The organism is Flavobacterium hydrocarbonoxydans (genome assembly GCF_009789235.1).
GTDB classification, from domain to species: domain Bacteria; phylum Bacteroidota; class Bacteroidia; order Flavobacteriales; family Flavobacteriaceae; genus Flavobacterium; species Flavobacterium hydrocarbonoxydans.
The window spans coordinates 454,125-468,592 of sequence record NZ_WSTB01000001.1 but is presented as its reverse complement, the minus strand read 5'-3'; the positions used below and the strand labels follow the sequence as shown (position 1 = coordinate 468,592).

Here is a 14,468-nt window from a genome sequence, read left to right as displayed (position 1 = left end):
ATGTTTGTCGGTGAGATTCTTCTTTGATTATTAAAAACTTAATTTTTTTCGAATAATTTTATATATAATGTTTTTATACAGTGCTTTTTTTTAAGTATTGGTAAAAAAAAATCACACAACCGATTGTGTATTGTTTTTATTTATTTATATTTGTTTAAACAACATTTATTAATTCTTTGTTAAGAGATAGATGGGTTTTAACAAACTAACTAAACCAAAAAACGAATTTTAATTATTAAAACGAATTTTTATGACTAACTTTTTAACTATTACAAGTAAATCAAAGCATCTTAGATGCTTAGGTTTTTTGATTTTTATGTTTGTCTTTGCTGCCACCGCAAATGCACAGACAACAGTGACAGGTACAATATCGGATGTTAGTGGACCTATTCCTGGAGCTAATGTGACTCTAAAAGGGACAAAAAATGGTGTAAGTACGAGTTTCGATGGTACTTATTCTATTACCAATGTACCCAATAATGGCGTTTTGGTTTTCAGCTTTCTGGGTTTAAAAACCAAAGAAGTCTCCGTAAACGGCCAAAAACAAATAAATGTAGTACTCGAAGAAGATTTTAGTGCTCTAAAAGAAGTAGTCGTAATCGGGTACGGTGTGCAACGTAAAGAAGCCGTAACCGGATCGGTAGCTACTATTGGAGGGAAAGAACTTAACGAAGTACAATCAGCTAATATAACTCAGGCATTACAGGGTAGATTGGCAGGGGTTGAGCTAACGCAGACTTCGTCTAAACCTGGAGCGGCTATGCAGATTCGTATTCGTGGAACCAGATCACTTACAGGAAGTAATGATCCTTTAGTTGTACTGGACGGGGTTCCGTTTGCAGGTCAGATTGGTGATATTAACCCGGTTGATATTAAATCTGTTGATATTTTGAAAGACGCTTCTGCAACGGCTATTTATGGTTCTCGTGGAGCAAATGGTGTTATATTAGTAACCAGTAATAAAGGACGTAAAAACCAAAAAGCAACCTTTACCTATAATGGATTTACAGGTATCAAGCAGGTTTTTGGTAAATACGATATGATGGATGGTGCTAAATTTGCTGCACTTCGTGATTATTCTACTTTATATACTGATGGTGTTGATGAAACAAGAGATACAAATATAGACTGGCAGGATTCATTATACGGAGCTGGCGAGATGGTTAGTCATGACGTAAGTGTTTCTGGAGGTAGTGAGAGTGGTGCATACAATGCAGGATTAGGATATTACAAAGAAGAATCAGTATTACCGGGTCAAAAATACGAACGTTTTACACTAAGAGCAGGTTTAGATCAGCAATTAGGAAAATCGATCCGTATAGGATTTAATACGAATACTAATTACGCGATTACAAATGGCGATAATATTGGTACAGGAACTATTTTAGGAACTTCTCCATTAGCTAATCCTTATAATGAAGATGGATCTTTGAAAAGAACTGTTAGAATGGGAGCTGACGAAAACTGGGTTTATACAAGAGAAACGATTAGAGGTTTAGGAGATTCGTATGTAAATCAAACCAGAGCGTTTAGTTCTTATAATAATATTTTTGCAGAAGTAAAAATACCAGGTGTAGAGGGATTAAAATACCGTATGAACACCGGATTGAATTTTCGTACTTCTAACAGCGGCTATTATGAAGGATTTGGTGTATTTGATGTAAATCCAGCCACGATTTCAAATGCTTCTATTAGCAATACAATGTCAACTCAATGGCTTATCGAGAATTTATTAACGTATGATAAGACTTTTGCAGACAAACATACAATCAATTTTGTTGGGTTGTATTCAAACGAGCAGTTTACAGGAAATACTTCTCAGATAGCAAGAAACGGAATTACTTCTGATGCGTTTCAGTTTTACAACCTGGGTCAGAGTGAAGAAGAAGCCGTTATAAATCCTGCCAATCAGGATTATACACAATGGGGACTAAGTTCGTATATGGCCAGAGCGATGTATTCTTATGATAATAAATATTTTCTTTCTGCAACCGTGCGTTCAGATGGTTCATCAAGACTGGCTAAAGGAAATCAATGGGTAACGTATCCAGCTGTTTCTGCAGGATGGACTGTTTCGAATGAATCTTTTATGAAAAATCTTTCATGGGTTAATTTACTAAAATTACGTGCAGGATATGGTGAAACTTCTAATCAGGCCGTTAATCCATATGCAACTTTAGGAGCTTTGAGTACCAGACCATACAATTTTGGCAGCACAAACTCAACGGGTGTATATGTTACAGAATTGCCTAATCCGAACTTAGGATGGGAGTTTTCTACAACCTGGAATTATGGATTAGATTTTGGATTCTTTAATAATCGTTTATCCGGTACAATCGAATATTACAAAACAAATACGAAGGATATTCTGCAAAGAGTACAATTGCCTTCAACATCGGGTGTGAGCAGTTATGTTGCAAACGTAGGAGAATCTGAAAACAAAGGTTACGAAATAGCATTAAACGGTGTTATTCTGGACAATCCAGATGGACTGACCTGGTCAGTTGGTTTCAACTTTTACGCAAATGACAATAAGTTAGTAGCACTTGCTTCAGGAGCTACAAGAGATGAAGGAAACTCTTGGTTTGTAGGCCACAATATCAATTCTATTTACGATTATGAAAAAGTAGGTATCTGGCAGGAAGGTGATGCTCATATGTCTATATACGAGCCTGGTCCTACTGGTGTAAATCAACAAGGAACAGTGGTAGGGTCAATTAAAGTAAAATACACCGGAGAGTTTAATGCAGATGGTTCACCAACACGCGCCATCAATGCGAGCGACAGACAAATTATAGATACTGACCCGGATTTTCAGGGAGGTTTCAATACAAATTTAACGTATAAAGGTTTCGATTTTTCTGCCGTTGGAGCATTCAAAAGTGGCGGGGTATTAATCAGTACACTTTATGGTGGTGCTAGTTATCTTAATCTTCTTAACGGAAGAAGAAGTAACGTAGATGTGGATTACTGGACTCCTGAAAACACAGATGCTGAATTCCCTAATCCAAGAGGTATTAGAAGTGGAGATAACCCAAAATATATGTCAACAATGGGGTATTTTGACGCTTCTTATTTAAAAATTAGAGCCTTAACTTTAGGTTATACATTAGATCAGCAATTCATGAGAGATTTAGGAATTGAAAAATTGAGACTTTATGTTACAGCACAAAATCCTTTTGTACTTTTCTCTCCTTACCACAAACAGTCTGGAATGGATCCTGAAACGAATTCTTATGGAGATGAAAATCAGGCTGTAAATTCATACCAACGCAGGTTTTTGGTTATTGGAACTAATACACCTTCAACCAGAAATTTTTTATTCGGACTTAATTTAACATTTTAATCAAGAACAACCATGAAACGATATATTTATAAAAAATTAATTATAGGATCAGTAGTTTTGTTCTCCTTTGCAGGCTGCTCTGATATTTTAGAAGAAAAACCACATGACTTTTATGAGCCAGGTTATTTTAAAACAGAACAGGGAGTAATTCAGGGATTAACCTCTCATTATGCTCACTTACGCTGGATATACGGACAGGCATATTATTACAATTCTGTTCAGACCGGTACGGATGAAAATACGTACGCACAAAGTGCTGACGGAAACTTTAAAGATCATGATTTGTCTGGAGTTGGAGTTATTAATCCAAATTCGAGCAGAGCTGATGTAGTTTGGAATAATTCTTATAATGATATAAATACTGCCAGCGGAATTATTGAAAATGCTGCAGCAGTAGGTGTTGCAAGCAGTTTAATTGCGGAATCCAGATTTTTTAGAGCTTTTGATTATTTTTTATTAGTGCAAAATTTTGGAGGAGTACCTTTAGATTTAGGTGCTGGTGAATTGAAATTCAACAATCAGCCATCAAGATCTTCTAAGCGTAATACAGTTAGTGAAGTTTATACTAAAGCTATTTTTCCAGATTTGGTAACAGCTGTTAATGATTTGCCTGATGCCCCAAGATTAACTGGTACGGCAACTAAAACATTAGCCCGTTTAATGTTGGCAAAAGCTTACCTGACTTACGCCTGGTGGTTAGAAAACCCAAATAATATTCCAACTTATCCTGAAACACCTAGAACAGATCCTGATGGGCACAATGCACAATGGTATTTTCAAAAGGCTTACGATGTGGCTTTAGAAGGAATTAACAATCCGGGTACAAATGGTTTACTGGATTATTATTATGATGTTAATTTAGGATCAAATGATCGTAACAAAGAAGTCATGCTTTATGCCGATCATACTGAAGCAAGTGAATATTATAATGGTGCCAGTCTTACTTACGGAAGTGGTGGCTCACCTGATAACTTCGCTGGCTGGATGGGTACATGGAATTATACTGCAATAAGAAGTAAAAATGCAGCAGGAGGATCAGTTTCTACTGTACAGCGTGCAGCCGATCAGTTTTTAGGACGTCCTTGGACAAGAATGGCGCCACCTATTGAAGTTTTTACTAACACTTTTGCTGATAAAACAAATGATTCAAGATACGATGGAACATTTGCTGCTGTTTACCGTGGTAACTGGAATTTAAAAGGTACAGGACTAACAGATGTAGCTACACTTTACAATGCAAATTCATTACCAATAAATGCAGGTGATGCGATTTTAAGTTTCCTTAACAACGAACCTGCTACACCAATTGCATACCCTACAGGAGCAGGAGATAATGGTGTTGGTGCCGGAACTTTACCAGGAAGAGCTGATTATGTAATTTCTCCATTGGGAATAAGCAGAATTGTATATCCAGGTTTATGGAAGTTAGGACCATATCGTACAGATAACGCTGGTGGATTAGGACAACCTAATGCAGGAAGTACAAGACCTTACCCGGTTGCTAAATTTTCTGAACTTTATTTTGTAGCGGCTGAGGCTGCTGTAAAAGGAGCGACTGGTTCTATGACTGCCAGAAATCTTATCAATGTAATACGTGCACGTGCAGGAAAATGGCGTTGGGATAACAATGGTAATATGGCAAAAAGTGCAGACAATAGTGCGCTATTGACAGCTGCAACTCCTGCAGTAATTACGATTAATTATATTCTTGCGGAACGTTCTCGCGAATACTATGGCGAAGGATACCGTTGGTATGATTTAGTAAGAACTCAAAAATGGAATGAGCTTGCTGGTACGTACTCAATTGGAGGATCAAATTACGGTCAGCATACGCCAGAGGTAATTACCAGAACTATTGAGCCGCATCATTATTTACGTCCAATACCGCAAGGTCAAATAGATTTAATGGAAATGAGTGCTGCTGAAAAAGCAGAATATCAGAATCCTGGATATAACTAATTTATCATACGATGGGCAAATTTAACCATAATTATAAGTGTTGATTTTACAGAATAATGCTTTAAGTTGGTTGTGTAAGTTTGCTTAAGTTTGAAGCCGAGGGATAATTCCCTCGGCTTTTAAATTGTAAATTCAATTTAGAATAAAATGTTTTTCAGATAATTATTTTTACAGAAAATGAAGTTGATTGCAACAATCAACATTAAATATAAAACGGCATTTGTTTAAATTGAATATTTTAAAATAACCAGACATTTTTCAATAAAGAAAATGTCTATAATAAATCAGTACAAATGAAGAAATATCCTCTTTTTTTCCTACTATCATCCATATTATTTCTTTTTTCTTTTAATGGAATAACCAGCAAGGATACCCTTGTAAAAAAAACAACTCCAAAAGCACCTGTTTTTTCGAATGTGGTTTATCAGGGAGATGATGGTATTTATAAAAATAATCCATTGAAATCAGATGAATTTTATTCTCCGGTTTTACAGGGATGTTATCCTGATCCGGCTATTACCAGAAAGGGAGATGATTATTATATGGTGTGTTCCTCATTTGCCATGTTTCCGGGAGTGCCTATTTTTCATTCTAAAGATTTAGTCAATTGGACAGATTTGGGAGGAGTATTAAATAAGGTTTCGGAGTTTAATCCTCATGATACCGGTATCAGCCAGGGCGTTTATGCTCCGGGAATTACCTATAATCCTCATAATGATACTTTTTATATGATTGTAACGGCTTTTTCAGGAGGTCTGGGCAATATTATTGTTAAAACAAAAGATCCTATGAAAGGATGGGGAAGTCCTATAAAATTAGGTTTCGATGGTATTGACCCTTGTATCTTTTTTGATGATAACGGAAAAGGGTATGTAGTACACAACGATGCTCCGGATAAAGGCAAAGAATTGTATCAGGGACATCGTGTCATTAAAGTTTGGGAATATGATCTTGCAAATGATAAAGTAATTCCGGGTACGGATAAAATTATTGTAGATGGAGGAGTTGATCTTTCTAAAAAACCAATATGGATTGAAGCGCCTCACTTGTATAAAAAAGACGGACGCTATTATTTAATGTGCGCTGAAGGCGGAACCGGAGGAAATCACAGCGAGGTTATTTTTGTTAGTGATAGCCCAAAAGGACCTTTTAAACCGGCATCAAATAACCCGATTCTTACACAAAGATATTTTCCTAAAGACAGAGCCGATAAGGTAGATTGGGCGGGACATGCAGATTTGGTTCTTGGACCTGATAATAAATATTATGGTGTGTTTTTAGGCGTTCGTCCTAATGATAAAGACAGAGTAAATACAGGGCGTGAAACTTTTATGCTGCCAGTGGATTGGTCAGGAGTTTTTCCTGTTTTCGAGAATGGGTTAGTTCCTTTGGAGCCAAAAATAAAAATGCCCAACGGAGTTACTGAAAATAAGACCGGTAAAGAAGGTTTTTTCCCGAATGGAAATTTTACGTTTACCGAAAATTTTACTTCCGAAAAACTAGATTACAGATGGATAGGACTTAGAGGTCCTCGTGAAAATTTTATTTCGATAACTAAAAAAGGATTGCAGATTAATCCATTTGAAGTAAATATAAAAGAAGTAAAACCTACTTCGACACTTTTTTACAGACAAATGCACAATACTTTTTCTTTTGCCACCACTATCGATTTCAAACCGGAATCTGAAAAAGATCTGGCAGGAATTGTATGCTTACAAAATGAACGTTTTAATTATGTTTTTGGAATAACCAAAAAAGGAAAAGAAACCTATATCTTGTTAGAAAGAACAGAAAAAGGTCAATCAAAAATTATAGCAAGTACCAAAATAGAAATCAAAAAACCAATTCGTTTGCAGGTAAAAGCCACTGGAGACAGCTACCAATTTAGCTATTCACAGGATGGTGTGGTGTTCAAAAATTTAGGCGAAAGTGTTTCGGGTGACATTCTTTCGACAAATGTGGCAGGAGGCTTTACGGGAGCTTTGGTTGGATTATATGCCACTTCTGCAAATGATGCTAAGGTAGAATAAAAGAACGTTGGGTCTGTTATCAAACAAAATACTCATTATTCTTTAAAAATTAGATATGAAAAAAATATATTTTAAATGGTTATTGTTTGTACCTCTCTTCCTAATAGTTTTAGGGTGTAAATCCAGTCAGACGGCTATAAAAGAAGCAACCAAATCAACTACGGAAAATTGGGTGGGCAGCTGGGCTACGGCACAAATGTTAGTAGAACCGCATAATATGCCTCCGGCTCCAGGCCTTACAGATAATACGCTTAGGCAGATTATCAGGGTTTCAATAGGAGGAGAACGCATGAGATTGCGATTTTCAAATATATTTAGCGATCAGCCAACAGTTCTAAAATCGGTAAGTGTTGCAAATGTAGTTGCTGCTCCGGGTATTGATTCTGCAACTCAAAAAATAATTAGTTTTAATGGAAATCCCGGAATAACAATGAATCCGGAACAGGAAGTGTTTTCAGACGCCTTTGATTATACATTACAGCCAGGTCAGCTTTTAGCGATTACGATTCATTATGGCGCTGCTTCTCAAAAAACATCAGGGCATCCGGGTTCCAGAACGACCTCTTATATTTTGCCTGGTGATCATATAAATAATGCCACTTTCGAAGGGGCTATAAAGACAGATCACTGGTATTCGATTATGGGACTGGATGTTAGGGCTGATAAAAGTTCTGCGAGTATAGTTTGCTTAGGAAATTCTATTACAGACGGACGTGGATCAGGAACTAACAAACAAAACAGATGGACAGATATCTTGTCGGCCAGATTATTGGCAGATAAAAAAACAGCGAACATAGGAGTTCTCAATTTAGGAATTGGTGGCAACTGTGTCCTTAAAGGAGGATTAGGACCAACAGCATTAGATCGTTTTGACAGAGATGTATTATCTCTGAAAGGTGTAAAATGGGTATTGTTCTTAGAAGGTGTAAACGATATTGGAGGGATTAAAAATCCAGAGGATGCGCCTGTCAGAGCTCAGCAACTTATTGAAGCGTATAAAGTTATGATTGCTAAGGCTCATGCAAAAGGGATTAAAGTGTATGGCTGTACCATTTTGCCTTTCGAAAAATCATTTTATGACGCAGCACACAGACAGGAGGCCAGAGATATCGTAAACGCCTGGATTCGAAATAGTAATGCCTTCGATGCTGTAGTTGATTTTGATAAAGCAATGTCAGAAAAGGGTTCGAAAACTATTTTGTCCAATAGTCACGATGGCGATTTTTTGCATCCTAATGAACTGGGTTACCGCACTATGGGTGAAGCTATAGATTTGGATTTATTCAAATAGAAATAATTTTTAGAATTGAATTAACTCATTGGTTTGTAATTCATTGGTTTGTAATTCATTGGTTTATAATTCATTAAAAACAGATTTCTTTCACATAGATACTTATGTGTTTTGAAGTAAGTGAAACGCTTTTTTTTTTAGTGTTTAAAGCCTATGTCTCTATGTGTTAAAATTAATTCAATTGAATTTTATGAATTGATTCAGTATTTAAATGATTTTTTACAACAAAAAATACAAATAAAAATGAAGGTAATAATTAAATTTTTCGCAATCGCTGTTCTTCTTTCAATAGGACAAAAAGCCTATTCTCAGGATGCTGATTTTCATGTTTATCTGAGCCTTGGACAATCTAATATGGAAGGATATGCTAAAATAGAACCTCAGGATAAGGTAGGGGTTGACGATAGATTTCAGGTTCTGGCAGCTGTAAACTGCGCCGAAATGGATCGTAAAAAGGGAAACTGGTACACCGCAGTTCCGCCTTTATGCCGCTGCAACACAGGCTTGACTCCGATCGATTATTTTGGAAGAAATATGATTGCTAATTTGCCAAAAAACATAAAAGTTGGGGTTATAAACGTAGCCGTTGGAGGATGCAAAATTGAACTTTTTGATAAAAATAAAACGGCAGAATATGTTGCAACAGCTCCAGATTGGATGAAGGGCATATTAAAACAATACGATGACAATCCTTATCAAAGGCTTGTCGAAATGGCAAAAATTGCACAGAAAAAAGGCGTAATCAAAGGTATTTTACTGCATCAGGGAGAATCTAATACAGGTGATACACTTTGGCCAAAAAAGGTAAAAATTGTATATGACAATTTGATAAAAGACCTGAATCTGGACCCCAAAAAAGTTCCTTTACTCTCTGGAGAAACGGTGGGCGAAGAGCAGAATGGTAAATGTGCCAGCATGAATAAAATTATTGCAACACTACCTCAGACACTGCCAAATTCGTATGTAATTTCATCCAGAGGATGCACAGCCGAACCAGATATACTTCATTTTAATGCTGCGGGCTACAGAGCATTAGGAAAACGTTATGCGCAGAAAATGCTTTCTTTATTAGGATATAAATTCGAAGATCCCAAAGGAATTTTGAGAGTTCAGGCACCTCTTGGTTTCGATTTACTAAATACAAACATACCTGCGGGAAAGATAGAGACCATCAGTTATGAATCTAAAACGGTGGGATCGCAAAGAAAAGTGACCGTTTATACGCCTCCGGGATTCAATAAAAAGAAAAAATATCCTGTATTGTATCTTTTGCATGGAATAGGCGGGGATGAAAAAGAATGGCTCAACGGCGGCACACCACAGCTTATATTAGATAATCTTTATGCCGAAGGAAAAGTAGAACCTATGATTGTAGTCATGCCAAACGGCAGAGCTATGAAAGACGACAGTGCTTCTGGTAATATAATGGCAGCGGATAAAGTACAGGCTTTTGCGACTTTCGAAAAAGATTTATTAAACGATCTGATTCCTTTTATAGAAAAAAAATATCCTACGCTTAAAGACAGTCAACACCGTGCGATTGCAGGTTTGTCTATGGGCGGAGGGCAATCGTTGAATTTCGGGTTGGGCAATTTAGACCAATTTGCCTGGGTGGGTGCTTTCTCAGCTGCTCCGAATACTAAAATGCCAGAAGAGTTACTCCCAAATCCAGTAGAAGCCAAAAAGAAACTAAAACTACTCTGGATTTCCTGTGGTGATAACGATTGGTTAATTGGGAATAGCAAACGTACGCATGATTATTTATATCAAAAGGATGTACCGCATATCTATTATATCGAACCTGGTGTTCATGATTTTAAGGTTTGGAAAAATGGTTTGTATATGTTTTCGCAGTTTTTATTTAAGACTGTTGAGGAGTCAGATTTTGCAAGATATACCATTTTGGGATCACAGGCAGAAACCAATATCCGCAATGCTAAATACCCTCAAATATTGCCAGACAATCGGGTAGTTTTTAAAGTTAAAGCGCCCGAAGCTGCAAAAGTACAAATAGATTTAGGCAAAAAGTACGACATGGTAAAAGACGAAGAAGGTACCTGGAGTACAACGACAGATGTTATCAATAAGGGATTTAATTATTATTCATTACTTATTGATGGTGTAGCTGTTGCTGATCCGGCAAGTGAATCGTTTTACGGTATGGGACGTATGGCCAGCGGTATTGAAATTCCAAATAAAGAAGGTGATTTTTATGCGCTAAAGAATGTTCCGCATGGTGACATTAGAATAAAAAAATATTTTTCGAAAGCGACGAATTCCTGGCGCGAAATGTATGTTTACACGCCACCTGGTTATGATAATGGTGCACAAAAATATCCTGTTTTATACCTGTTGCATGGAGGAGGCGAAGATCAAAGCGGATGGGCAACGCAGGGAAAGGCAAATCTGATTTTGGATAATTTAATAGCAGAAAATAAAGCAAAACCAATGGTAATTGCGATGCTTGACGGCAATATGGGTAATACAGGAGGAATTGCAGGTTTTAATGAAAATGCGCTTAAAGCTTTTGAAAATGAATTAAAAAACGGCGCAATTCCGTATGTAGAAAGCAATTTTAAAGTACAAACAGATGCTAAAAACAGAGCTTTAGCAGGATTGTCTATGGGCGGATTGCAAACGCTGTATGCAGGTGTAAAAAATTCGGATTTGTTTTCCAGTATAGGAGTGTTTAGCTCTGGCTGGTGGGCTAATAATGCAACTTTATCAGCACCTCAATATGAGTTTATGAAAAACAATGCAGCAATTATTAATTCGAATATTAAAAATTTCTGGATCTCAATGGGAGGTAAAGAAGATATCGCTTATGAAAATTGCAAAATAATGATGAGTAAGTTCGATCAGCTGGGCATTAAATATAAATACAGCGAATATCCTGGCGGACATACGTGGCCAGTATGGAGACATGATTTATTTAGGTTTGCGCCATCATTGTTTAACTAAGCAAATTATTTTTTGCAAACTTTTAGAAATAACCCATTGGGTGAAATTATTTTTAACACATAGAAACATAGATTTTGTACTGTTTAAAAAGGCGTTTCACTTGCATTAAAACACATAGCTATGTGTGAAGAAACGAGTTTCTTTTTGATTTCCTTTTTTTCAAAATCATAAAATCTATGTTTTCTATGTGTTTAATTAAATTTTTATTAATTACACCCAAAACGGTTTAAATAGAATAAGACTTTACAACTTGTAAATTATTCAATTAAAAAAAATATAATGAAAAGATTTTCAACATTTATCAGCCTATTGCTCCTCATTTTTAATGCTCCTATATCAAAAGCAGCACAGCCTTTTATAACGACTAATAAAGCAGGAGATGTTATGGTATTGAAAGAGAAATCTACACCACTTTCTTTTTTTGTTAGTAACGGAACAGATACAGGAATTCTACGTGCGATTGCTAATTTACAAGCTGATTTTGAAAAAGTAACGGGAGAAAAACCTGCTGTTTTTAATCAGCAACCCAACTCTTCTTCGCCGCTGATTATCATTGGAACAATCGGAACCAATTCTGTAATTGATGATTTAATTAAAGCAAATAAAATCGACGGAAAATTACTGAAAGGCAAGAATGAAAAATTCGTTATTCAAAATATCAAAAATCCATTCAAAGGAGTAGAAGAAGCTATTGTAATTGCAGGCAGTGACAAACGCGGAACGATGTACGGAATTTACGAACTATCAGCGCAAATTGGGGTTTCTCCCTGGTATTACTGGGCTGATGTGCCTGTAGCGCAAAAAGAAAATATTTATTTTATAAAAGGAACATACAGCGATGGAGAACCAGCCGTAAAATACAGAGGGATTTTTATCAACGATGAAGCTCCGGCTTTAAGTGGTTGGTCTAAAGCAACATTTGGAGGATTTAACAGTAAGTTTTACGAAAAGGTTTTTGAATTATTACTTAGGCTGAAAGCCAATTATATATGGCCTGCGATGTGGGGAAATGCTTTTTATGATGATGATCCGGCAAGCGGACCACTGGCTAACGAAATGGGAATTGTTATTGGGACTTCGCACCATGAACCAATGGCTTTGGCACAGACTGACTGGCATCGGTACATTAAAAAAAATAATCTTCCTAATGTTTGGGACTATTCTAAAAATAAAACGGTTTTAGATGATTTCTGGAAAAGCGGAATCGAACGCAGTAAAAATTGGGAAAAAGTAGTAACCGTAGGCATGCGCGGTGATGGAGATGAGGCCATGAGTGAAGGTACCAACATAAGCTTGCTGGAAAATATTGTAAAAGAACAGCGCAAAATTTTGGCACAGGTAACCCAAAAAAAAGCCGATAAAACACCGCAGGTATGGGCTTTATATAAAGAAGTACAGGACTATTATGATCAGGGAATGCGGGTTCCGGATGATGTTATTTTATTGTTTTGTGATGATAATTGGGGAAATGTACGCAAACTTCCAGATCTTACAAAGCCTTTGCATAAAGGCGGTTACGGAATGTATTATCACTTTGATTATGTGGGAGGGCCAAGAAATTCGAAATGGATTAATATAAGTCCGATACAAAGAGTCTGGGAACAGATGAATCTTAGTTATGAACACGGGGTCGATAAAATTTGGGTGGTCAATGTAGGAGATCTTAAACCGATGGAATTCCCTATCAGTTTCTTTTTAGAAATGGCATGGAATCCTAAGAAATTCAACTCTCAGAATCTTTTTGCGTTTACCGAGAAATGGGCTCAGGATCAATTTGGAACAAAACATTCCAAAGAAATTGCCCGATTATTAAATACTTATCCGAAATACAATCGAAGAGTCACTCCGGAAATGCTGGATAGCAAAACTTACAGCCTTGAAAATTATAATGAATTCCAAACGGTAGTTACGGACTATAAGAATCTGGCACTGGATGCTTATAGAATTTACAATGATATTCCTGCGGAGTATAAAGATGCTTATTTTCAACTGGTTTTATATCCTATAGACGCCTGTAGTAATCTTTATGAAATGTATTTTGCACAGGCCAATAACAGAAAACTGGCATCAGAAAAAAACACTTTGGCCAATACTTTTGCGGATCAGGTAAAAAGCACTTTTGCAAGGGATTCAGTTCTTCAGCATAAGTACAATAATGAAATTTCAGGAGGCAAATGGACTCACATCATGGATCAGATGAGAATAGGATACAAGGCCTGGCACGACGGACCAAAAAATGTGCTGCCCGAAATTAGTTATGTATCAGAAAAAGATCAGATTGTGTCGAATGTATTTGCAGAAAAGGATGGCTATGTTGCGATCGAAGCAGAACATTTTTCGAAAGCAAATAATTCAGACAAAATTCATTGGGAAGTGATTCCTGATTTTGGAAAAACAAAAAGCGGCATTACCACTTTTCCGCAAAATAAATATCCGGGTAATCAAGAAAATGTTTTTGTAGAATATGAAATTGATTTTGTTTCAACCGGAGAATTTAATGTAGAACTGCTTTTAGCGCCTACACTTAACTTCAACAGCAATAAAGGGCTGCGTTATGAAGTTTCATTTGATGGAGAAAAACCACAGCTCATCAACTTTAACGGGCATTATCGCGGAGAATTAGGAAAATGGCAGGCAGAACACTTAATTCATTCGAATACGAAACATACGATTACAAAAAAAGGAAAACATGTTTTACGTTTCCGTGTTTTAGATCCCGGAATTGTGTTGCAGAAGATTTTGATAAATACCGGAGGACTGAAGCCATCTTATCTGGGACCGCCTGAGAGTGCAACAATCCCGCAGGACAAACTTTAAAAAAATCGTAGTTAAGACAGCAATTTTATAAAAAGGATTTCCAATTATTTGATAAGGCACGAAA

Annotated in this window: 6 protein-coding genes; all 6 read left to right on the top strand. The window is 36.6% G+C overall.

What is annotated here, in order from left to right; translation table 11 throughout:
- The first annotated feature begins 250 nt into the window (after window positions 1-250).
- On the top strand, window positions 251-3,346 hold the full coding sequence (locus GON26_RS02050) for a SusC/RagA family TonB-linked outer membrane protein (RefSeq protein WP_160373048.1): 3,096 nt from the start codon (window positions 251-253) through the stop codon (window positions 3,344-3,346).
- 12 nt (window positions 3,347-3,358) lie between these two features.
- Window positions 3,359-5,305, top strand: coding sequence for a RagB/SusD family nutrient uptake outer membrane protein (locus GON26_RS02045; RefSeq protein WP_160373047.1), 1,947 nt, complete (start codon window positions 3,359-3,361; stop codon window positions 5,303-5,305).
- 293 nt (window positions 5,306-5,598) lie between these two features.
- On the top strand, window positions 5,599-7,335 hold the full coding sequence (locus GON26_RS02040; protein ID WP_160373046.1) for a glycoside hydrolase family 43 protein: 1,737 nt from the start codon (window positions 5,599-5,601) through the stop codon (window positions 7,333-7,335).
- A 55-nt stretch (window positions 7,336-7,390) separates the two neighbouring features.
- Window positions 7,391-8,626 carry an SGNH/GDSL hydrolase family protein gene (locus GON26_RS02035; protein WP_160373045.1) on the top strand — a complete coding sequence of 412 codons (1,236 nt, stop codon included), beginning with the start codon at window positions 7,391-7,393 and terminating at the stop codon, window positions 8,624-8,626.
- Window positions 8,627-8,869: 243 nt separating this feature from the next.
- Window positions 8,870-11,587, top strand: coding sequence for an alpha/beta hydrolase-fold protein (locus tag GON26_RS02030; protein ID WP_160373044.1), 2,718 nt, complete (start codon window positions 8,870-8,872; stop codon window positions 11,585-11,587).
- A 279-nt stretch (window positions 11,588-11,866) separates the two neighbouring features.
- The gene (locus GON26_RS02025) at window positions 11,867-14,404 is read left to right on the top strand and encodes a glycosyl hydrolase 115 family protein (protein WP_160373043.1); all 2,538 of its coding nucleotides are present in this window, start codon (window positions 11,867-11,869) and stop codon (window positions 14,402-14,404) included.
- The last annotated feature ends 64 nt before the right edge of the window (window positions 14,405-14,468 follow it).